We start from the raw sequence: 21,845 nt of genomic DNA, 5'->3' as shown, positions 1-21,845 counted from the left end.
GGGCCTTTTTTGTTGGGCTTTGGATGTGTGTGGTCTGTTGGGGCCTCATCGTGGGCAAGCCCACTCCCACATTTTGACCGTGTTCGGCTCGAATGTGGGAGTGGGCTTGCCCGCGATAGCGGTCTGTCAGACAAACTGAAAAGTATCGGCATCCAGGTTCGCCGGAAATTTGCTGCGGTAAGCCGCCAATTCATCCGCTTTGAGGCACACCGTAAACACCCCGTCCGCCTCCCCCGCACTCAACAGGCTCTCACCCTGGAAGTCCAGCACCTGGCTATCCCCGGTATAAGCGAAGCCTTTGCCGTCGGTACCCACCCGATTGACCGCCGCCACATAACACAGGTTCTCGATCGCCCGCGCTGGCAGCAACCGGTTCCAATGCTGGCGTCGCGCCCCCGGCCAATTGGCCGTATACAGCAGCAGGTCGGTGTCCTGGGCGTCACGACTCCACACCGGAAAGCGCAGGTCGTAGCAAATCAATGGGCGAATACGCCAGCCCTTTATCTCGAACAGCACCTGGCGCTCGCCGGGCGTGTAGTGATTGTGCTCGCCGGCCATGCGAAACAGGTGGCGCTTATCGTAATGCAGCACCTCGCCATCCGGCCGCGCCCATAACAGACGGTTGCGGTGGCTGCCGTCGGCGGCCTGGATGATCACACTGCCGGTGATCACCGCGTTGTACTTCGCCGCCTGGCTCTGGAGCCAGCGATGGGTCGGGCCATTTTCCGGTTCGGCCTGGGTGGCCGAGTCCATGGAGAAACCGGTGGTGAACATCTCCGGCAGGATGATCAGGTCGGCGCCACGGGCCTGTTCCAGCAACAGTTCGAAGTGATCGAAGTTGGCCTGGCGGTTGTGCCAGGCCAGGCTGGTCTGGACCAGGGCGATGTTCAGGTCGGGTAGTGCATTCAGATCACGCATAGTTTCTCAGCTGCTTGTTGCAGCGTCTCCTCGCGTTTGGCAAAGCACAGGCGCACCAGGCGCTGGCCTTGGGGTGGATGCTGATAGAACACCGAAACCGGGATCGTCGCTACGCCATGCTCGCGGGTCATCCACAACGACATGGCGACGTCATCCAGGTCTGGGCGAATCGCTGAATAATCCACCAGTTGGAAGTAAGTACCGGTGACCCGGGTAAAGCTGAAACGCGACGGCGTCAACAGGTCGCAGAACAGGTCGCGCTTGGCCTGGTAAAAGGCCGGCAGTTCTTCGACGTGTTCCGGGTGTTCGGCCATGAAGTCTGCCAACGCGTACTGCAGCGGGGTCACGCCGCAAAAGTTGACATATTGATGCACCTTGCGCAATTCGATGGTCAGTGCCGGTGGCGCGACCACGTAGCCGGTTTTCCAGCCGGTGACGTGATAGGTCTTGCCGAAGGAACTGACCACGAACGCACGTTGATACAGTTCTTCGTGGGCCAGCACGCTGACATGAGGCACACCGTCAAACACCAGATGTTCGTAGACCTCATCGCTGACCAGGTAAATATCGCGGTCGCGGATCAAGGCCGCCAACAGGTCCAGCTCGGCGCGGCTGATCAGTGCGCCGGTGGGGTTATGCGGCGTGTTCAGGATGATCATGCGCGTGCGCGCAGACAACGCCGCCTGGATCTTTTCAAAGTCGAGGCTGAAGTTTTCCAGGTTCAGTTGCACATGCACGCAGCGACCGCCGGCCAACTCGACCGAAGGCTCATAGCTGTCGTAGCACGGGTCGAACACGATGACCTCATCGCCGCTGCGGATCACCGCCTGGATCGCGCAGAAGATCGCCGCCGTGGCTCCGGGCGTGATCGTCACTTCGCTGTCGGGGCTGACCGTGGCGCCATAGCTGCGCGCGATCTTGGCCGCCACTTGCTGGCGCAGGGCTGGCAGGCCGGTCATCGGCGCGTATTGGTTATGGCCGCTGGCGACATGCTTGCCCACGGCATCGAGCAAACCCTGCGGGCCATTGAAGTCAGGGAAGCCCTGGGACAGGTTGAGCGCGCCGGTTTCGGCAGCGAGTTGCGACATGGTGGTGAAAATGGTCGTGCCGACATTTGGCAGCTTGCTGTTGATCATCGGAGGCCCCTGCAGGTGAACCGCAAGTTTTAAGCTGCCAACTGCATCGGGTCAAGGCGCAAACCACCGCGCACAAAAAAGGGCCCGTAAAGAGCCCTTTTTGCGAGGTCGGAATCAGCGCTTGTCGCGGCGCTTCTTGTCGGCCTTCTTGTGGTGAGTCATCAAACGACGCTTCTTGTTCACCTGACGGTCAGTCAGTGTGTTCTTGTTGCCTTCGTATGGGTTCTCGCCACCCTTGAACTCGATACGGATCGGCGTACCGACCAGCTTCAAGACACGGCGGTAGGTGTTTTCCAGGTAACGCACGTAGGATTTAGGCACCTTCTCGATCTGGTTACCGTGGATCACGATAATCGGCGGGTTGGCACCACCCAAGTGGGCGTAACGCAGTTTGATCCGGCGGTTGTTGACCATCGGCGGTGCGTGCTCGCCGACCGCGTCTTCGAGGATCTGGGTCAGACGGTTGGTCGGCCAGCGGGTGACCGCGGACTTGAACGAGTTCTGTACGGACGCGTAGAGGTTGCCCACGCCGGTACCGTGCAGTGCCGAGATGAAGTGGATATCGGCGAACTCGACGAAGAACAGACGACGCTGCAGTTCGATCTTGACGAAATCGCGCTCGCTCGGCGTCATGCCGTCCCACTTGTTGATCGCGATCACCAGCGCCCGACCAGCCTCAAGGGCGAAGCCCAGCAGGTTGAGGTCGTGGTCCACCACGCCTTCGCGGGCGTCCATCACGAAGATCACCACGTTGGCGTCTTTGATCGCCTGCAGGGTTTTCACCACGGAGAACTTTTCAACTTCCTCATGGATCTTGCCGCGCTTGCGCACACCGGCGGTGTCGATCAGCGTGTACTTCTCGTCGTTACGCTCGAACGGGATGTAGATACTGTCGCGAGTAGTGCCGGGCTGGTCATACACGATGACCCGGTCTTCACCGAGCATACGGTTGACCAGGGTCGACTTGCCGACGTTGGGACGGCCGATGATGGCGATCTTGATACCGTCTTTTTCGCTCGGGCCCGGAATGCGCTTGGCTTCCTCACCTTCGGCGACGACCTCTTCTTCGCCCTCTTCTTCCTCGGCGTCATCCTTAGGGAAGTCACGCAGGGCGATTTCCAACATCTGGGTGATGCCGCGACCGTGGGCACCGGCGATCGGGATCGCGTCGCCCAGGCCCATCGGGCTGAATTCGGCACGGGCCATTTCAGGATCGATGTTGTCGATCTTGTTGGCGACCACGTAGGAACGCTTGTTGCGCTTGCGCAGGTGCTCGCCGATCATCTGGTCGGCAGCGGTGTAGCCCGCGCGGGCGTCCACCAGGAACAACACGACATCGGCTTCTTCAATGGCCAGCAGCGACTGCTCGGCCATCTTTTCGTCCATGCCATGCTCGTCACCGGAGATACCACCGGTGTCGACAATAATGTAGGAGCGCCCTTGCCACTTTGCCTCACCGTATTGGCGATCACGGGTCAGACCGGACAAGTCGCCGACAATGGCGTCGCGAGTCCTGGTCAGGCGGTTGAACAAGGTGGACTTGCCGACGTTAGGTCGGCCCACCAGGGCGATTACGGGAACCATGCGGCTCTCCACTTCGTTATTTCAGAAAATACAAAAGCCGCTGCAAGGCAGCGGCTGGTGCTCGGGGCGGCATTTGAAATGCCACATACCCTGCCCGACACTGGTTCCTGTAGGAGCGAGCTTGCTCGCGAAAAACCTGAGGACGCCGCGTTTATCCAGAAACCCGCGTGAGCGTTGACGTCCTTCGCGAGCAAGCTCGCTCCTACATTAAGCAATGAAGCAGGGCCGCCTGGGGGTAACCCCAAGCATAGTCAAACCTTTACTTGATGGTCAGGGCTTCCAGCTTGCCGCTGTTGCCAAACACATAAAGCATGTTACCCACGACCAGCGGACGCGCACGCAGGCCGTCGCTGTCGATGCGCTCGCGACCCACAAAGCGACCGTCTACCTGGCTCAGCAGGTGCAGGTAGCCTTCGAAGTCGCCTACCACTACGTAGCTGGAGAACACTTCCGGTGCCGACAGTTGACGGCGGGCCAGAGAGTCGTTGCTCCACAGCGCAGTGGTGGAACGTTCGTCGACACTTTCAACGGTGCCGGACGACAGGCTTACGTAGACGCTGCCAAACCCTTGGGCGACACCGGCGTAGCTGGAAGCATCACGCTGCCAGTTGACGCGGCCGCTTTGCAGGTCCAGTGCCGCGACACGGCCCTGGTAGGTAGCGACGTAGAGGGTTTCGCCGGACAGCAGCAAGCCACCGTCGATGTCGACGACACGATCCAGTTCCGAACGACCTTGCGGGATCGCCACACGCGTTTCCCAGATCGGCACGCCGTTCTGGGTATTCAGGGCGACCACTTTACCGGTCGACAGGCCCGCAACGGCCAGATTATTGGTCACAACCGGACCACTGGTACCGCGCAGGGTCAGCACCGCAGGGGTGCTGTCGTACAACCAGCGCTGGGCGCCAGTGCTGGCGTCGAGGCCGATTACACGGTCGTCCTGGGTTTGCACCACGACGATGTCGCCGTTGGTGGCAGGCGGTGCGAGGACTTCACTGGTCACGCGAGCGCGCCATTTCTCTTCACCGGTGCTGGAGTCCAGCGCCACGACTTCGCCCTTGAGCGTGCCGAGCATGACCATGCCGTAACCCACGCCGACGGCGCCGGATACAGGCAGTTCGAGGTCTTTCTTCCACTTCACGTCGCCGTTCATGCGATCCATGGAGATCACCACGCCGGTCACGTCAGCGGCCACAATGTTGTCACCGTCGATTGCCGGTACCAACATGTTGTAGGTTTCGCCCTGACCGTCACCGATGGAGCGGCTCCACTGCTTCTGCAGGACCACTTCTTCCTTGAAGCTGGTCAGCTCGGCCGGAGGCAGTTCTTTTTTACTGTTGCTGCTGCAACCCGCGGCCAGAACGGCCAGAGCCAGCAATGCTGCATGTTTCCAACGGATCACGTCACGCATCCCCTTTGGCCAAGTCGTCGAGCTTGATTTGTAAGCCACCGACCGCCGCTTCATCAGACAGCGCCGCCTTGGCTTTTTTGTACGCAGCATTGGCTTCGTCGGTACGACCCAATTGGACCAACAGGTCACCCTTGAGCTCTTCGCGAGTGGCTACAAATGCCTTGTCAGCGTCGCCGTCGAGCAGTTTGAGTGCTTCGTCGGCCTTGTTCTGTGCCGCCAATACCTGAGCCAGGCGCTGACGTGCGATTTCACCCAGGGTCGGGTTGGTCGGCTTGTCGGCGATGGCCTTCAGTTCGGCGACGGCGTCATCCAGCTTGCCGGTGTCGACCGCGACTTTCGCGACGAACAGGCTGCCGTATTGGGCGTAGGTGCTACCGCCAAATTCGCTCTTGAGCTTGCCGGCCAGGTCTGCCACTTGCGCAGGATCGGGCTTGCCGCTCGGCGTCAGCGTGCTTTCCAGCAATTGCTGATAGAGGATCGAGGCGCCTTGGGACTGGTTGGCCTGATACTTGTGCCAGGCTTGCCAGCCGAACACCACCACTAAAGCCAGCAGGCCGCCGGTAACCAGGGGCTTGCCGTTACGCTGCCACCAGTCCTTGAACTCGGCCAGCTGCTCATCATCAGTACTCGACACCCCAACACTCCTTAATCGCTAAATTCGGCTGTTCGACAGCTTCAACCCTGCACGACGCAGGTGGCCAAGTGCGCGGCGAGCGCATCAAAGGCAATGTTCTGTTGCTCGCCCTGGCCACGCAGGGGTTTGAAACCTATCACTTGCTGGGCCAATTCGTCATCGCCGAGGATCAGTGCGTACAGCGCACCGCTCTTGTCGGCCTTCTTGAACTGGCTCTTGAAGCTGCCGGCGCCGGCATTGATCTGCAGGCGCAGGTTCGGCAACTGGTCGCGCACTTTTTCGCTCAGGGCCAGGGCAGCCAGTTCGGCGGCCTCGCCAAAGGCGCACAGGTACACATCCACCTGACGGGAGATTTCTTCCGGAACCTGTTCCAGGGTTTCCAGCAGCAGGATCAGGCGCTCGATACCCATGGCAAAACCCACGCCGGGGGTCGGCTTGCCGCCCATCTGCTCGACCAGGCCATCATAACGGCCACCGGCACACACGGTGCCCTGGGCGCCGAGCTTGTCGGTGACCCACTCGAACACGGTCTTGCTGTAGTAGTCGAGGCCGCGCACCAGTTTCGGGTTGATCACGTAAGGAATCCCGGCGGCTTCCAGGCGCGCCTTGAGCCCCTCGAAGTGGGTGCGGGATTCGTCGTCCAGGTAATCGGCCATCTTCGGCGCATTGACCAGCACGGCCTGCGTGTCGGCGTTCTTGGTATCGAGGACGCGCAACGGGTTGGTTTTCAGACGGCGCTGGCTGTCTTCGTCCAACTTGTCCAGGTGGGCAGACAGGTATTCGACCAGGGCGACGCGATAGCGGCCCCGGGACTCACTGGTGCCCAGGCTGTTGAGTTCAAGCTTGACCGCATCGCGGATGCCCAGCAGGCCCCACAGGCGCCAGGTCAGCACGATCAGTTCGGCGTCGATGTCCGGACCGTCGAGGTTGAACACTTCCAGGCCGATCTGGTGGAACTGGCGATAACGGCCTTTCTGCGGGCGCTCGTGGCGGAACATCGGCCCGATGTACCACAGCTTCTGCGGCTGGCCACCGCCGGTGAGGCCATGCTCGAGCACGGCGCGCACGCACGCGGCGGTGCCTTCCGGACGCAAGGTCAGGGAATCACCGTTGCGGTCTTCGAAGGTGTACATCTCTTTTTCGACGATGTCGGTCACTTCACCGATGGAGCGCTTGAACAGCTCGGTGAACTCGACGATCGGCATACGGATCTGTTTGTAACCGTAGTTATCCAGCAGACGCGCAACGGTGTTCTCGAAGTAGCGCCACAGCGGCGTCTGCTCCGGAAGGATGTCGTTCATGCCACGAATGGCTTGCAGAGACTTGCTCACATCTATTCCTTAAATTCGCTGGATCAGCCGCGCGCGATAACTGCAGCGTCAGCCTCGACCTTTTCGGCCGCTTTCTGGCGGATCAGTCTTTCGAGCTCATCCACCAGATTGTCATTCGTCAGTTTCTGCGACGGCTTGCCGTCGATGTAAATCAGGTTCGGCGTGCCGCCGGTCAAGCCGATATGGGCTTCCTTGGCTTCACCCGGCCCGTTGACCACACAACCGATCACCGCGACATCCAGCGGCACCAGCAGGTCTTCGAGGCGCCCTTCCAGTTCGTTCATGGTTTTCACCACGTCGAAGTTCTGCCGCGAGCAGCTCGGGCAGGCAATGAAGTTGATGCCACGGGAACGCAAATGCAGGGATTTGAGAATGTCGTAACCGACCTTCACTTCCTCTACCGGGTCTGCCGCCAGGGAGATGCGGATAGTATCGCCAATCCCTTCGGCGAGCAGCATACCGAGACCCACCGCAGATTTCACTGTGCCTGAGCGCAAACCGCCCGCTTCAGTGATACCCAGGTGCAGCGGCTGCACGATTTCCTTGGCCAGCAGGCGGTAGGCTTCTACCGCCATGAACACGTCGGAGGCCTTTACGCTGACCTTGAAGTCCTGGAAGTTCAGACGCTCAAGGTGTTCAACGTGGCGCAGCGCCGATTCAACCAGCGCGGCCGGGGTCGGCTCGCCGTATTTTTTTTGCAGGTCTTTTTCCAGGGAACCGGCGTTGACGCCGATGCGGATCGGAATCCCGCGATCACGGGCAGCATCCACCACCGCGCGTACACGGTCTTCGCGACCGATGTTGCCCGGGTTGATGCGCAGGCAATCGACGCCCAGTTCGGCCACGCGCAAAGCGATCCGGTAGTCGAAGTGGATGTCGGCAACCAGCGGCACCTTGACCAGTTGCTTGATGCGGCCGAAGGCTTCGGCGGCATCCATATCCGGTACGGAAACCCGCACGATGTCGACGCCGGCGGCTTCCAGACGGTTGATCTGGGCGACGGTGGCAGCGACATCGTTGGTGTCGCTGTTGGTCATGCTCTGTACCGCGATGGGGGCGTCGCCACCCACCGGCACCGAGCCGACCCAGATCTTGCGCGATACGCGACGTTTGATTGGAGATTCGCCGTGCATGACTATTGTCCCAACTTCAGGCGAGCAGTTTCGCCACTGGTGAACGGCGCTACGTCGACAGGCTGGCCGTTGTAGGCCACTTGCGCGCCACGGGCAAAGCCCAGACGCAGCGTCAAAGGAGGCTTGCCGCCCTGGTCGAGCGTATCTCCCTTACGCTTCAGACCGCTAAACAGCACTTTGCCGTTGCCATCGCTGAGTTGCGTCCAGCAGTCAGCAATGAAGGTAATTTGTACGTGCCCGTCACCGGCGATCAACGCGGGGGTGGTCGGCGGCGAAATCGCGGGGGCCGCCGGGGCGGCGGCAGGCGCTGGCGCCTGCACGGGAGCGACCGGGGCGGTGGCTTGCGCCACAGGCGCCGCCGGAGTGTGCGCCGGTGCAGCCGGTACGACCGGGGCGTGCGCCGGTACGGCTGGAGCCGGCACCGCAGCAGTGGTGGTCGCCGGGGCCGATTCCGCCGCGGGTTGCTCGGCCGTCACTGGCGCTTCGGGCGCAGCCTGGCCTTCGGCGACAGCCTGGTCTTCCGGCTCGTCCAACGGGTGAATCTGCGTGGTGCCGTCGGCGCTTTCGACTTCGACGTGCTCCATGGCGTTGCTGGTCAGGTCCTTGGTGCGCTGGGATGCCTGGTCCTGCCACCAGACGAAACCGCCACCAATCACGGCGATCAGCAGCAACAGGCTGACGATGCGCAGGATCGTGTGGGACACCCGCACCGGCTCTTCGATGCGCCCCAGACCATGGACGTTGCTGCCCTGGGAGTCGGTGCCGGTGACCTGGTCGAATTGCTGGACCAAGATGGCCTGGTCGATACCCAACAATTTGGCGTAGGCGCGAATATAGCCGCGGGCGAAGGTATGCCCAGGCAGCTTATCGAACGCGCCGGCTTCCAGGTTGCCCAGTGACGTGGTGGTCAAATTGAGCTTGAGGGCCACTTCCGCCAGCGACCAACCATTGCTTTCGCGGGCCTGACGCAAGGTGTCGCCTGGGTTTACGCGATTAGCTGCTACAACTTCCGGGTGCGCCGCTTTCATCATTGCTCCGACAGGTATTGCTGATATTCCGGCGTACCGGGATAGAGTCGTTCGAGTTGCTGGCCATAACGTGCGGCCGTGTCGCGTTCTTCATGAACCGTCGCCAGGCGCACACCGAGCAATAGACTACGTGCATTTTGCCCGCTGAGCAGGCTAAAACGTTCGTAATAGTCACGTGCCGGCACATAATGCCTGTCTTCGTAAGACAACTCAGCCATTTCGAGCAAGGCGCGAGGCTGGCGACTGTTCAGGTGCAGGGCTTTTTCCAGGTGTTGGCGCGCGATGTCACGCTGGCCGAGACGCTTGGAGGCCACCCCAAGGTTCTCGAACACGCGCGACCGCTCTGGGTAGAGGGTATCGGCGCTGGCTTGCTGGAAATAACGGGAAGCCTGGTCATAGCGTTTCTGCTCGAACAGGAAGCTGCCGTAGTTATTCAGCAGCCGGGGATCGGCAGGACGGGAAGCCAGGGCCTTGCTGAAATACTGCTCGGCCAACTCAGGCTCGGCCTGGGCCTGGAACACCAGGGCGAGTGCGCCATTGGCCTCGGCATCGTCGCCGTCCAGTTCAAGGGCCTTTTTCAACGGCACCTTGGCCTGCTCGCTCATGCCCTGACGCAGGTAACCCAAGCCCAGTTGCACATAAGCCACTCGCGCCTCTTCGCGGCCCTTGCCGGTTTGCAAAGGGCTGTCATAGCCCGATGAAACACAACCGGTCGCAAGACCGGTAACAAGCAAAAGCAGCGCAAGGCGCAAGGGCATAGAGATCCTCTCTCAGGTTCGAGTCGCAGCGCTTTGCGGCACATCGTCGGCGGCGCTCAGTTCGCGCACGGCGATATAACGTTCGCTGCGACGGGTGCGATCCAGCACCTGTCCTACCAATTGGCCACAGGCGGCGTCGATGTCTTCACCACGGGTGGTACGCACGGTGACGTTGAAGCCGGCCTGGTGCAGTTGATCCTGGAAACGGCGGATGGCGTTGTTGCTCGGCCGCTCATAGCCAGAATGGGGAAACGGGTTGAACGGAATCAGGTTGATCTTGCACGGGATGTTCTTGAGCAACTCGATCATCTCGATCGCGTGTTCGACCTTGTCGTTGATGTCCTTGAGCAAGGTGTACTCGATGGTCAGCACGCGCTTTTCGCCCAGGGACGACATGTAGCGCTGGCAAGATTCAAGCAGCATCTTAAGCGGATACTTCTTGTTGATCGGCACCAATTGGTTACGCAATGCGTCATTGGGTGCGTGCAGCGACAATGCCAGGGAGACGTCGATGTGCTTGGACAGCTCATCGATCATCGGCACCACGCCGGAGGTCGACAGGGTCACACGGCGCTTGGAGATGCCGTAACCCAGGTCGTCCATCATCAGGTGCATGGCCGCGATCACGTTGTCGAAGTTCAGCAGCGGCTCACCCATGCCCATCATCACCACGTTGGTGATGGCTCGGTCGACGGTCGCCGGGACGCTGCCAAAGGATTTGTTGGCAATCCACACCTGGCCGATGACTTCGGCGGCGGTGAGGTTGCTATTGAAGCCTTGCTTGCCGGTGGAGCAGAAACTGCAGTCCAGGGCACAGCCTGCCTGGGACGAAACGCACAAGGTGCCACGTTTGCCCTGGGGAATGTAGACGGTCTCGACGCAGCTGCCGGACGCCACGCGCACCACCCACTTACGGGTGCCGTCGCTGGAGATGTCCTCGCTGACAACTTCGGGACCACGGACCTCGGCAATAGCCTTGAGCTTGTCGCGCAGGGCCTTGCTGACGTTCGTCATGGCGTCGAAATCATCGACGCCAAAGTGGTGAATCCATTTCATTACCTGACCGGCACGGAAACGCTTCTCCCCGATCGAGTCGAAGAATTTTTCCATTTCCTGTTGAGTCAGACCCAGCAGGTTGGTTTTTACAGTCGATGTAGTCATGGATTCACCTTCACTCTTAAGCCAATGCTTAGCGAGTGGTTACTTCAGTAGCTGCGAAGAAGTACGAGATTTCGCGGGCAGCAGCGGCTTCGGAGTCCGAACCGTGTACAGCGTTGGCGTCGATGGAATCAGCGAAATCAGCACGGATGGTGCCGGCAGCTGCTTCTTTAGGGTTGGTAGCGCCCATCAGCTCACGGTTCAGAGCGATAGCGTTTTCGCCTTCCAGAACCTGAACGACAACAGGACCGGAGATCATGAAGGCAACCAGGTCGCCGAAGAAGCCACGAGCGCTGTGCTCAGCGTAGAAGCCTTCAGCTTCAGCCTTGGACAGTTGCTTGAGTTTCGAGGCTACAACCTTCAGGCCGGCCTTTTCGAAACGAGTGGTGATCTCGCCGATGACGTTTTTTGCAACAGCGTCAGGCTTGATGATGGAGAAAGTACGTTGAACAGCCATGGTGTAACTCCAGAAACGGTAATTTGCGAAAAATTAAACCCGCGAATTATACGCGGGTTCTTGGGTATTGCCTAACTGCGTAAAGGAGGCGTCAGTCCTGTTCTTCTTTCCAGGCAGTCTGGATCGCTTCCAGGACCTTTTCACCGCCGCGGTCGCGCTCATCGTCAAACCCAGGCAAAGCCATGACCATGTCACGCAAAGCGACAAAGTTCAGCGAGTAGGGATCCATATCCGGATTGCCATCGGCCAACAGGATAGCGATCTCTTGCACATCAACCCATTTAAGACTCATGACACTTCCTTGAATCAATGCGGCGCTTCGGCCGCATGGTTGAGCGAATATTTCGGAATTTCGACGGTGATGTCTTCGGTCCCGACCTTGGCCTGACAGCTTAGGCGAGAAGTCGGCTCCAGGCCCCAGGCACGGTCAAGAAAGTCTTCTTCCAACTCGTCAGCTTCTTCCAGAGAGTCGAAACCCTCGCGAATGATGCAGTGACAAGTGGTGCAAGCGCAGACACCGCCGCAGGCACTTTCGATCTCGATGTGGTTGTCATGGGCAACTTCGAGGATGGACTTGCCGGTCTCAGCCTCCACGACCATACCGTCCGGGCAATGCTCGGCGTGTGGCAGAAAAATGACCTGCGGCATCAATTATTCCTCAATTTCATTCAGGTTGCGGCCCGCCAGGGCGGCTTTTACCGTCTGGTTCATGCGGCGGGCAGCGAAGGCATCGGTCACTTGCGACAGGCGCTTGGTCTGCTGCTCGATGGCATAGCCATCGGAGCCTTTCATCAATTCGGCCAGTTCCTGCATCTGCAGGTCGATGACCATGCGTTCTTCGGCATCCAACAGGCGTTCGCCGTCGACATCCAGAGCGCCCTGCACCGCTTCGAGCAGGCGCTGGGCATCGACTTGCTGCTCGCGCAGCACGCGGGCGACCTTGTCGTCACTGGCATACTGGAACGAATCCTTGAGCATCTTGGCGATTTCGCCGTCGGTCAGGCCGTAGGACGGCTTGACCTGGATGCTGGCTTCAACGCCCGAGCCCAATTCACGCGCAGCCACGCTGAGCAGGCCATCGGCGTCGACCTGGAAGGTCACGCGAATCTTCGCCGCGCCCGCGACCATCGCCGGGATACCGCGCAATTCAAAGCGCGCCAGGGAGCGGCAGTCGCTGATCAGCTCGCGCTCGCCTTGCAGCACATGAATCATCATGGCCGTCTGGCCGTCTTTGTAGGTGGTGAAGTCCTGGGCGCGGGCGACAGGGATGGTGGTGTTGCGCGGAATCACCTTCTCCATCAGGCCGCCCATGGTTTCCAGGCCCAGGGACAGCGGAATCACGTCGAGCAGCAACAGTTCGCCACCGTCGCGCTTGTTGCCCGCCAGGGTATCGGCCTGGATCGCAGCACCGATGGCCACCACTTGATCCGGGTCGATTTCTGTCAGCGGCTGACGACCGAACGCTTCGGCAACGGCTTCGCGCACGCGCGGCACGCGGGTCGAACCACCGACCATGACCACGGCAGCCACGTCTTCAAGCTCTACGCCAGAGTCACGCACGGCGCGGCGACAGGCTTTGAGGCTGCGGGCGACCATCGGCTCGATCAGCGCATCGAAGGCTTCGCGGGTCAGTTTGGCCGACCAATTGCCGTAGGAAACGTCAACAGAGGCCGCGTCAGTCAGGGCTTCTTTGGCGGCGCAGGCGGTTTGCAGCAGATGGCGCTGCTCGCCCGGGTCCAGGTCATCGGACAAACCGGCACCGCTGATGATCCAGCGCGCGATCGCATGGTCGAAGTCATCGCCGCCCAGGGCGGTATCGCCGCCGGTGGCCAACACTTCGAAGACCCCGCCGGTCAGGCGCAGGATCGAAATATCAAAGGTCCCGCCGCCCAGGTCGTAAATGGCGACCAGGCCTTCGGCCTGCTGGTCGAGGCCATACGCCACGGCGGCCGCGGTCGGCTCATTGAGCAGGCGTAGCACGTTCAGGCCGGCGAGTTTCGCCGCGTCCTTGGTCGCCTGGCGCTGGGCGTCGTCGAAATACGCCGGCACGGTGATCACCGCCCCCACCAGTTCGCCGCCCAGGGTGGTCTCTGCGCGCTGGCGCAGCACCTTGAGGATATCGGCCGACACTTCCACCGGGCTTTTCGGGCCCTGGACGGTGTCGATGAACGGCATGTGCGACTCGCCGCCGACAAAGCGGTACGGCAGTTGATCGCCCAATTGCTTGACGTCGGACAACCCACGACCCATCAAGCGCTTGACCGACAGCACGGTGTTCAACGGGTCGGTGGACGCCGCCAGCTTGGCCGACTCACCGACTTCAGTGCGATCGGCGTGATAGCGCACCGCCGACGGCAGGATCACCTGGCCATCAGCATCGGGCAACGGCTCGGACAGGCCGCTGCGCAAGGCGGCGACCAGGGAATTGGTGGTGCCCAAGTCAATCCCGACCGCCAGGCGACGCTGGTGCGGTTGAGGACTTTGGCCGGGTTCGGCGATCTGCAGTAGGGCCATGGTAATCAGGTCTTATCTGTCTTTCAGGCGTGCAACAGGGGCAGCGCTGGGTTAATCGTCGAGGCGCTCTTCTAACTGGCGCACTTCGTAGGAGAGCTTGTCGAGGAACTGCATGCGCCGCATCAGGCGTTCGGCCTGCTCACGTTGCGCTGCATCGTCCCAACAGGCTGCGAAGCTTTCGTTGAGCTCATCCTGGGCCACTTTCAGACGCCGCTTGAAGACCGCGACACCCGCCAGATCGGCTTCGTCCTGCAAGTCTTCGAGTTCCTCGCGCCACTGCATCTGCTGCATCAGAAAATCCGGATCATGCACCGTGACTTCCAGCGGCAACTCACCACCGTTCATCGCGAGCAGGTAACGCGCGCGCTTGGGGGGGCTTTTGAGGGTCTGATAGGCTTCGTTGAGGCTGGCCGACTGCTCCAGCGCCAGGCGCTGTTCACGCTCGGAAGCGTCGGCAAAGCGGTCCGGATGCACGCCACGCGCCAATTCACGGTAGCGCGTGGCAAGCTGCTCGAGGTCCAGCCGAAAGCTCGGTTGCAACTCGAATAAAGCGAAATGACAAGGAGTGCCCACAAGTAGCCTCAGATGTTGAAGCTTTCGCCGCAGCCACATTCACCGCGCACGTTGGGGTTGTTGAACTTGAAGCCTTCGTTCAACCCTTCCTTGACGAAATCGAGTTCGGTGCCGTCCAGGTAGGTCAGGCTTTTCGGGTCGATGATCACTTTCTCGCCGTGACTTTCGAACACCTGATCTTCCGCCACTACCTCGTCGACGAACTCCAGCACATAGGCAAGGCCGGAACAGCCCGTGGTGCGAACACCCAGACGAATCCCCTCACCTTTACCGCGCCCATCCAGGGAGCGTCGCACGTGCCGCGCAGCCGCTTCTGTCATGCTGATAGCCATCGTTGACTCCTTACTCGTCGCCAAATGCTTTAGATCAAGCCTTTCTTCTGCTTGTAGTCGCGAACGGCCGCCTTGATGGCGTCTTCTGCGAGTACGGAGCAGTGAATCTTCACTGGCGGCAAGGCCAGTTCTTCGGCCAGTTGAGTGTTCTTGATGGTCTCTGCTTCATCCAGAGTCTTGCCTTTCATCCACTCGGTCGCCAGGGAGCTGGAGGCGATGGCCGAACCGCAGCCGTAAGTCTTGAACTTGGCGTCTTCGATGATGCCTTGTTCGTTGACCTTGATCTGCAGGCGCATCACATCGCCGCACGCCGGAGCGCCGACCATGCCGGTGCCGACATCAGGGTCTTCCGCGTCCATCTTGCCGACGTTGCGCGGGTTTTCGTAGTGGTCGATGACCTTTTCGCTGTAAGCCATGGTACTGAATCCTCACTCATCAGGGCCGCTCTGGAACCCTGTAAAAACGTCTGCGTTTTCCGCCACGTTCCTACAGAGCTGGGGTGGCGGCTTCTATAGTTAGTGTGCCGCCCACTCGATCTTGGAAATGTCGATGCCGTCTTTGTACATGTCCCACAGCGGCGACAAGGTGCGCAGCTTGGTGACGGCCTCGCAGACTTTCTGCGCGGCGTAGTCGACTTCTTCTTCGGTGGTGAAACGGCCAAACGTAAAGCGGATCGAGCTGTGCGCCAGTTCGTCGTTGCGGCCCAGGGCGCGCAGCACGTAGGACGGCTCAAGGGAGGCCGAGGTGCAGGCCGAACCGGACGAAACCGCCAGGTCCTTGAGCGCCATGATCAGCGACTCGCCTTCGACGTAGTTGAAGCTCAAATTCAGGTTGTGCGGTACACGGGCAGTCATGCTGCCGTTGATGTACAGCTCTTCAAGGTTTTCGACCTGCTTGTAGAAGCGATCGCTCAGGCCCTTGATACGCACGTTTTCGGCAGCCATTTCTTCCTTGGCGATACGGAACGCTTCGCCCATGCCGACGATCTGGTGAGTCGCCAGGGTGCCCGAACGCATGCCGCGCTCGTGACCGCCGCCATGCATGATGGCTTCGATGCGAACGCGAGGCTTGCGGCTCACGTACAGGGCGCCGATGCCTTTGGGGCCGTAGGTTTTGTGCGCCGAGAACGACATCAGGTCGACTTTCAGCTTCGACAGGTCGATGTCGACCTTGCCGGTGGACTGAGCCGCGTCGACGTGCAGCAACACACCTTTGGAGCGGGTCAGCTCGCCGATGGCCGCGATGTCGTTGATGGTGCCGATTTCGTTGTTCACGTGGATCACGGAAACCAGGATGGTGTCTTCACGCATGGCCGCTTCGATCATCGCCGGCGTCACAATACCGTCGGTGGTCGGCTCGATGTAGGTGACTTCGAACCCTTCACGCTCCAGTTGGCGCATGGTGTCGAGGACCGCCTTGTGCTCGATCTTGGTGGTGATCAGGTGCTTGCCTTTGGTCGCGTAGAAATGCGCGGCGCCCTTGATTGCCAGGTTGTCGGATTCGGTGGCGCCGGAGGTCCAGACGATTTCGCGTGGATCTGCACCCACCAGGTCGGCGACTTGGCGACGAGCGTTTTCAACCGCTTCTTCGGCTTTCCAGCCGAATACGTGGGAACGCGACGCCGGGTTGCCGAAGTTTCCGTCAACCAGCAGGCATTCGCTCATCTTTTGCGCGACACGCGGATCAACCGGGGTGGTCGCTGAGTAATCAAGGTAAATCGGCAATTTCATGGACTTTCTCCTAAATCAGGCTGGCTGGCGTGCCGTTAGCTCTTCGGCTGTCACTCGACGGCGGACGCTTCAATCTTGTCCAGACGCGGCGCCTTGGTGTTGCAACGGCGCTGGTCCTGACGCTGGGCTACTTCTTGCACCTCACGGCGAGTCACAAGATCAGCCAAGCTGATACCACTCAAAAACTCATGGATCTGCAGGCTCAAGTCACACCACAAGTGGTGGGTCAGGCAGGTGTCGCCGGCATGGCAATCACCCAAACCCTGGCATTTGGTGGCATCGACGGATTCGTTGACCGCGTCGATCACCTGGGCCACCTGAATGCCCTGCATGTCGCGGGACAGTTGATAGCCACCACCCGGCCCACGCACACTGGAGACCAGATTGCTGCGGCGCAATTTGGCGAACAGTTGCTCGAGGTAGGACAGGGAAATGCCTTGGCGCTCGGAGATATCGGCCAGGGACACCGGCCCAGTTTGCGCGTGCAAAGCCAAGTCAAGCATGGCGGTCACCGCGTATCGGCCTTTTGTAGTCAGTCTCATGGACAAGTACCAAGGTGTTTCAGAATGGGAGCAAGTATGCTATTCCCGAGTATTTAAGTCAACTATAAGACCTAGTACTTTAGTCAGGATTACCCGTAAAAAGGGCGCGCAAATAATAGCAGGATGGGGTGGGGACGAACAGAAGGAACAGCGGTCAAGCAGGAATTCCAAGACCAATGGAGAACAACCTGTGGGAGGGGGCTTGCTCCCGTTCGCGAAGGACCAGTCAATGTATGGGTGACCGCCCCACCGCTATCGGGAGCAAGCCCCTTCCCACAGGGGACTTTTGGTGATCGTGAGGCTTCAGCCGGTCTTGGTGGCGGCTTCGTCTTTGATCTCGGCGAAGTCCTCTTCGCGCAGCGAAGGCAGGTCTTTCGCACAATAGTTACTGCCCAGTTCCTTCAGCGCGCCGCACATGCCGTCCAGCTTGCCATCTACCGCCTGCAGGTGGTCGAGCAACTGGCCGATGGCACGGGCCACCGGGTCGGGCATGTCTTCGCTGACGCCGTAGGCATCGAAGCCGATCTTCTCAGCCATGGCCTTGCGCTTGGCTTCCTGCTCATCGCCGACTTCCGGCTTGACGATGATGCGCCCCGGAATGCCGACCACGGTTGCGCCCGGCGGCACCGCCTTGGTCACCACCGCATTGGAGCCGACCTTGGCCCCTGCCCCCACGGTGAACGGACCCAGCACCTTGGCGCCCGCCCCGACCACTACACCGTTTTCCAGGGTCGGGTGACGCTTGCCCTTGTTCCAGCTGGTGCCGCCCAGGGTTACGCCCTGGTACAGGGTCACGTCGTCACCGATTTCGGCGGTCTCGCCAATCACGATGCCCATGCCGTGGTCGATAAAGAAGCGGCGGCCGACCTTGGCGCCCGGGTGAATCTCGATGCCGGTCAACCAGCGCCCAAAGTTGGACACCACCCGCGCCAGCCATTTCCAGCCCATGCCCCACAAGGCACCGGACAGGCGATGAATCCAGATCGCATGCATGCCCGGGTAGCAGGTCAGTACTTCAAAGGCGTTGCGCGCCGCCGGGTCACGGTGGAAAACACTCTGGATATCTTCTCGCAAACGCTCGAACATTTTTAATCCTTCCGCTTAAGAAGCTCGCCACGGGCCGCTTTCTGGGTTTCCGTGAGGATGCCACGCAATATATTCATTTCCGCCCGGCTGACCGAGCTGCGTCCGTACAGACGACGCAGGCGCGCCATCAAGTGCCGCGGTTTTTCCGGATCGAGGAATTCGATGGCCACCAGGGTTTGCTCCAGGTGTTCATAGAACCGCTCCAGCTCGTCCATGGTGGCCAACTCGCCACTCTTGGTCGACGCCACTTCATCCTTCTCAACCTTGCTCGGCTGCCCTTCAGCGGCCAGCCAGGCCATGCGTACTTCGTAACTCAACACCTGCACCGCCGCCCCGAGGTTCAGCGAGCTGAACTCCGGGTCTGATGGAATATGCACATGATAATGACATCGCTGCAGCTCTTCGTTGGTCAGGCCGGAGTCTTCACGACCGAACACCAGGGCGATTTCAGCGCCGCCGGCGGCCTCTTCCACCACTTTGGTCCCGCATTCACGCGGATCGAGCAATGGCCAGGGGATGCGCCGGTCGCGGGCGCTGGTGCCGAGCACCAGGTTGCAGCCGACCAATGCGTCTTCCAAAGTGGCGACGACCTGGGCTGTTTCAAGGATGTCATTGGCGCCGGATGCGCGGGCATCGGCCTCGTGGTGCGGGAACACGCGCGGCTCGACCAGCACCAGGCGCGTCAGCCCCATGTTTTTCATGGCTCGCGCCACCCCGCCGATATTGCCGGGATGACTGGTATTGACCAAGACGACACGAATGTTTTGCAGCAAGGGAGGCGCTCTCGGACACGGGAAAGGGGAGCAAATCTTACAGAACAGCCTAAGGTTATGCCACGAAAGCTCACGCCGTCCTTCACCTGAAGAAAGTTTCTGCTAGAATGCTCGGCTTTCTTTAACAACCTTAGGTGACACATCCATGCAGCCCATGCTGAATATCGCGCTGCGCGCCGCCCGCAGCGCCAGTGAATTGATCTTCCGCTCCATCGAGCGCCTGGATACCATCAAGGTCGACGAAAAAGACGCCAAGGATTATGTATCCGAGGTGGATCGCGCCGCCGAACAGAAAATCATCGACGCCCTGCGCAAGGCCTACCCGACCCACGGCATTCTCGGCGAAGAAACCGGCCTGCACAAAGGCAGCGGCGAAGGCGAAGACTACCTGTGGATCATCGATCCACTGGATGGCACCACCAACTTCCTGCGCGGTATCCCGCACTTTGCCGTGAGCATTGCCTGCAAATACCGTGGCCGCCTGGAACACGCCGTTGTGCTGGACCCGGTTCGCCAGGAAGAATTCACCGCAAGCCGTGGCCGTGGCGCCCAGTTGAACGGTCGTCGCCTGCGCGTCAGCGGCCGCACCAGCCTGGACGGCGCCCTGCTGGGCACCGGCTTCCCATTCCGTGACGACCAGATGGACAACCTGGACAACTACCTGGGTATGTTCCGCGCCCTGGTTGGCCAGACCGCCGGCATCCGCCGCGCTGGCGCAGCCAGCCTGGACCTGGCCTACGTCGCCGCCGGTCGTTTCGATGCCTTCTGGGAATCGGGCCTGTCCGAGTGGGACATGGCAGCGGGCGCCCTGCTGATCCAAGAGGCCGGCGGCCTGGTGAGCGACTTCACCGGCGGTCATGACTTCCTGGAGAAAGGCCACGTGGTAGCCGGCAACACCAAATGCTTCAAGGCAGTGCTGACGGCGATCCAGCCGCACCTGCCGGCTTCGCTGAAGCGCTAAGCGAGCGAGCACAAAAAAGCACCCTTCGGTGCTTTTTTTATGCACTGGAATTTGGTGTGAGCTTAAATACCAGCAACACCACAAGCCAACTGTGGGAGGGGGGCTTGCCCCCGATAGCGGAGTTTCAGCTACAGATAGGCTGACTGACACACCGCCATCGGGGGCAAGCCCCCTCCCACATTGTGAACTGTGCCAGGCCCGGGGTTATTGCTGGTTCTGGCCCAGGATCAGACGCCCCTCTTTATCGACCGGGATCTGGCCGCCTGGGTCACGATCCATACGCACCGAACCTTCCTTGCCATCCAAGGTGTAACGCACGTCATAACCGACGACCTTGTCGCTGATGTCGTTGACGGTGTTACAACGGGTTTGCGTGGTGGTGTAAGTATCGCGGTTCTGCATACCCTCCTGCACCTTGTTACCGGCATAACCGCCACCGACCGCACCGGCCACGGTGGCCAGTTTCTTACCGTTACCGCCACCGACCTGGTTGCCCAACAGGCCACCGGCCAGCGCACCGACCACCGTACCGACGATCTGGTGTTGATCCTGCACCGGCTTCTGCCGGGTCACGGCGACGTCCTTGCAGACCTCGCGCGGGGTTTTAATCTGGGTTTTCACCGGCTGCACCGCCAGCACTTGCGCATACTCAGGGCCGCTTTTTACCAGGCTGTAGGTGGCAACAGCACCCCCGGCAGTCACACCGACAGCACCCAATACCGCACCAACCAGTAACGACTTGTTCACGTTGAACCTCCTGACCATCACAAACGGACCGAAAGATCCGCGCTATACCCAGCCTTGGAGCAAAAAAAAAGGCGCGAGTTCAATACTCGCGCCTTCTTTGTAACAGCAGATCAACAACCACCCATCAAGGGCGGTCGTCGACCTCCTTGCCAGTCGCGGCCGGAGGGATCAGGTCTTCGCTGTTGAGGTTCAGCCAGATCAGCACCACGTTGGCGATGTAGATCGACGAGTAGGTGCCCGCCAGAACGCCGATAAACAGCGCCAGGGAGAAGCCCCACAGGTTGTCGCCACCGAAGATCATCAGTGCTGCGATCGCCAGCAAGGTGGAGATCGACGTCGCCATGGTGCGCAACAGGGTCTGGGTGGTGGAGATGTTGATGTTCTCGATCAACGTCGCCTTGCGCAGTACGCGGAAGTTCTCGCGAACCCGGTCGAATACCACGATGGTGTCGTTGAGCGAGTAACCAATGATCGCCAGCACCGCGGCCAGCACGGTCAGGTCGAAGGTGATCTGGAAGTACGCCAGGATGCCCACGGTCACGACCACGTCGTGGATCAGCGAGACAATGGCGCCGACACCGAACTTCCACTGAAAGCGGAACGCCAGGTAGATCATGATGCCGACCAGCGCCATCAGCATGCCGAGGCCGCCCTGGTCGCGCAGCTCTTCACCCACTTGCGGACCGACGAACTCGACGCGCTTGACCGCCGCCGGGTTATCACCGCCGACCTTCTGCAAGGCCTCGGCAACCTGGTGACCCAACTGCGGGTCTTCGCCCGGCATACGCACCAGCAGATCGGTGGTCGCACCAAAGCTCTGCACGATAGCTTCGTGATAGCCGGCCTTGACCAGCTCTTCGCGCACCTGAGTCACGTCGGCCGGCTTCTCGTAGGTCAGCTCGATGAGCGTACCGCCGGTGAAGTCCAGACCGTAGTTCAGGCCCTTATGGAACCAGCTGAACAACGCCAGAACGGTAAGGAGCACGGTGACGCCGAACGCAATATTGCGAACGCCCATGAAGTTGATTGTACGTAACAT

At 60.4% G+C, this 21,845-nt stretch carries 24 protein-coding genes; 1 reads left to right on the top strand and 23 read right to left on the bottom strand.

The window, feature by feature from the left end:
* Positions 1-126: 126 nt before the first annotated feature.
* From C5F70_RS30200 to trmJ, 21 genes are all read right to left on the bottom strand, one after another.
* Positions 127-918, bottom strand: coding sequence for an amidohydrolase (locus C5F70_RS30200; protein ID WP_104904505.1), 792 nt, complete (start codon positions 916-918; stop codon positions 127-129).
* Positions 906-2,054, bottom strand: coding sequence for a pyridoxal phosphate-dependent aminotransferase (locus tag C5F70_RS30195; RefSeq protein ID WP_046382181.1), 1,149 nt, complete (start codon positions 2,052-2,054; stop codon positions 906-908). Before C5F70_RS30195 ends, C5F70_RS30200 begins: the two co-directional genes overlap by 13 nt.
* A 114-nt stretch (positions 2,055-2,168) precedes the next feature.
* Entirely contained in the window at positions 2,169-3,638 is a 1,470-nt protein-coding gene (der, locus tag C5F70_RS30190) for a ribosome biogenesis GTPase Der (RefSeq protein WP_017846171.1), read from the bottom strand.
* 259 nt (positions 3,639-3,897) lie between these two features.
* Positions 3,898-5,049, bottom strand: coding sequence for an outer membrane protein assembly factor BamB (gene bamB, locus C5F70_RS30185; protein ID WP_104904504.1), 1,152 nt, complete (start codon positions 5,047-5,049; stop codon positions 3,898-3,900).
* A complete protein-coding gene (locus C5F70_RS30180) occupies positions 5,042-5,683 on the bottom strand; it encodes a YfgM family protein (protein WP_046382180.1) in 642 nt (213 codons plus the stop codon). Before C5F70_RS30180 ends, bamB begins: the two co-directional genes overlap by 8 nt.
* A 41-nt stretch (positions 5,684-5,724) precedes the next feature.
* Positions 5,725-7,014 carry a histidine--tRNA ligase gene (hisS, locus tag C5F70_RS30175; protein WP_017846174.1) on the bottom strand — a complete coding sequence of 430 codons (1,290 nt, stop codon included), beginning with the start codon at positions 7,012-7,014 and terminating at the stop codon, positions 5,725-5,727.
* Positions 7,015-7,037: 23 nt separating this feature from the next.
* A complete protein-coding gene (gene ispG, locus C5F70_RS30170; RefSeq protein WP_017846175.1) occupies positions 7,038-8,147 on the bottom strand; it encodes a flavodoxin-dependent (E)-4-hydroxy-3-methylbut-2-enyl-diphosphate synthase in 1,110 nt (369 codons plus the stop codon).
* A 2-nt stretch (positions 8,148-8,149) separates the two neighbouring features.
* Positions 8,150-9,175, bottom strand: coding sequence for a RodZ family helix-turn-helix domain-containing protein (locus C5F70_RS30165; protein WP_104904503.1), 1,026 nt, complete (start codon positions 9,173-9,175; stop codon positions 8,150-8,152).
* Positions 9,175-9,933, bottom strand: coding sequence for a type IV pilus biogenesis/stability protein PilW (pilW, locus tag C5F70_RS30160; RefSeq protein WP_046382178.1), 759 nt, complete (start codon positions 9,931-9,933; stop codon positions 9,175-9,177). Before pilW ends, C5F70_RS30165 begins: the two co-directional genes overlap by 1 nt.
* 12 nt (positions 9,934-9,945) lie before the next feature.
* A complete protein-coding gene (rlmN, locus tag C5F70_RS30155; RefSeq protein WP_017846178.1) occupies positions 9,946-11,094 on the bottom strand; it encodes a 23S rRNA (adenine(2503)-C(2))-methyltransferase RlmN in 1,149 nt (382 codons plus the stop codon).
* A gap of 28 nt (positions 11,095-11,122) precedes the next feature.
* On the bottom strand, positions 11,123-11,548 hold the full coding sequence (ndk, locus tag C5F70_RS30150) for a nucleoside-diphosphate kinase (RefSeq protein ID WP_017846179.1): 426 nt from the start codon (positions 11,546-11,548) through the stop codon (positions 11,123-11,125).
* Positions 11,549-11,639: 91 nt separating this feature from the next.
* Positions 11,640-11,840: a Fe-S cluster assembly protein IscX gene (iscX, locus tag C5F70_RS30145; RefSeq protein ID WP_017846180.1), complete on the bottom strand. Its 201-nt coding sequence runs from the start codon at positions 11,838-11,840 to the stop codon at positions 11,640-11,642.
* A 14-nt stretch (positions 11,841-11,854) separates the two neighbouring features.
* Positions 11,855-12,196 (bottom strand): ISC system 2Fe-2S type ferredoxin, encoded by a 342-nt coding sequence (fdx, locus tag C5F70_RS30140; protein WP_104904502.1) that lies wholly within the window; start codon positions 12,194-12,196, stop codon positions 11,855-11,857.
* A gap of 3 nt (positions 12,197-12,199) precedes the next feature.
* A complete protein-coding gene (gene hscA, locus C5F70_RS30135) occupies positions 12,200-14,062 on the bottom strand; it encodes a Fe-S protein assembly chaperone HscA (RefSeq protein WP_104904501.1) in 1,863 nt (620 codons plus the stop codon).
* 51 nt (positions 14,063-14,113) lie between these two features.
* Entirely contained in the window at positions 14,114-14,635 is a 522-nt protein-coding gene (hscB, locus tag C5F70_RS30130) for a co-chaperone HscB (protein WP_046382174.1), read from the bottom strand.
* 8 nt (positions 14,636-14,643) lie between these two features.
* On the bottom strand, positions 14,644-14,967 hold the full coding sequence (gene iscA, locus C5F70_RS30125) for an iron-sulfur cluster assembly protein IscA (protein WP_010565230.1): 324 nt from the start codon (positions 14,965-14,967) through the stop codon (positions 14,644-14,646).
* 29 nt (positions 14,968-14,996) lie between these two features.
* Positions 14,997-15,383: a Fe-S cluster assembly scaffold IscU gene (iscU, locus tag C5F70_RS30120; protein WP_003443374.1), complete on the bottom strand. Its 387-nt coding sequence runs from the start codon at positions 15,381-15,383 to the stop codon at positions 14,997-14,999.
* Positions 15,384-15,482: 99 nt separating this feature from the next.
* Complete coding sequence (locus C5F70_RS30115; RefSeq protein WP_017846184.1) at positions 15,483-16,697, bottom strand: IscS subfamily cysteine desulfurase; 1,215 nt, start codon at positions 16,695-16,697, stop codon at positions 15,483-15,485.
* Between the two features lie 50 nt (positions 16,698-16,747).
* Positions 16,748-17,239: a Fe-S cluster assembly transcriptional regulator IscR gene (iscR, locus tag C5F70_RS30110; RefSeq protein ID WP_003194020.1), complete on the bottom strand. Its 492-nt coding sequence runs from the start codon at positions 17,237-17,239 to the stop codon at positions 16,748-16,750.
* 303 nt (positions 17,240-17,542) lie between these two features.
* Positions 17,543-18,325 (bottom strand): serine O-acetyltransferase, encoded by a 783-nt coding sequence (gene cysE / locus C5F70_RS30105; protein ID WP_104904500.1) that lies wholly within the window; start codon positions 18,323-18,325, stop codon positions 17,543-17,545.
* Positions 18,326-18,327: 2 nt separating this feature from the next.
* The gene (gene trmJ / locus C5F70_RS30100) at positions 18,328-19,098 is read right to left on the bottom strand and encodes a tRNA (cytosine(32)/uridine(32)-2'-O)-methyltransferase TrmJ (protein WP_104904499.1); all 771 of its coding nucleotides are present in this window, start codon (positions 19,096-19,098) and stop codon (positions 18,328-18,330) included.
* Positions 19,099-19,243: 145 nt separating this feature from the next.
* On the opposite strand from trmJ, the gene suhB reads away from it, so the two are divergent.
* Positions 19,244-20,059, top strand: coding sequence for an inositol-phosphate phosphatase (suhB, locus tag C5F70_RS30095; RefSeq protein ID WP_017846186.1), 816 nt, complete (start codon positions 19,244-19,246; stop codon positions 20,057-20,059).
* Between the two features lie 204 nt (positions 20,060-20,263).
* Here suhB and C5F70_RS30090 read toward each other — a convergent pair whose 3' ends face one another.
* The gene (locus tag C5F70_RS30090) at positions 20,264-20,806 is read right to left on the bottom strand and encodes a glycine zipper 2TM domain-containing protein (protein ID WP_053257883.1); all 543 of its coding nucleotides are present in this window, start codon (positions 20,804-20,806) and stop codon (positions 20,264-20,266) included.
* A 124-nt stretch (positions 20,807-20,930) separates the two neighbouring features.
* Positions 20,931-21,845 carry a protein translocase subunit SecF gene (gene secF / locus C5F70_RS30085; protein WP_017846188.1) on the bottom strand — a complete coding sequence of 305 codons (915 nt, stop codon included), beginning with the start codon at positions 21,843-21,845 and terminating at the stop codon, positions 20,931-20,933.

Origin of the sequence: Pseudomonas sp. LH1G9 (genome assembly GCF_002949975.1) — a bacterium.
Lineage (GTDB): Bacteria > Pseudomonadota > Gammaproteobacteria > Pseudomonadales > Pseudomonadaceae > Aquipseudomonas > Aquipseudomonas veronii.
The sequence above is the reverse complement of the archived record's forward strand: the minus strand, read 5'-3'. Positions and strand labels throughout refer to the sequence as shown.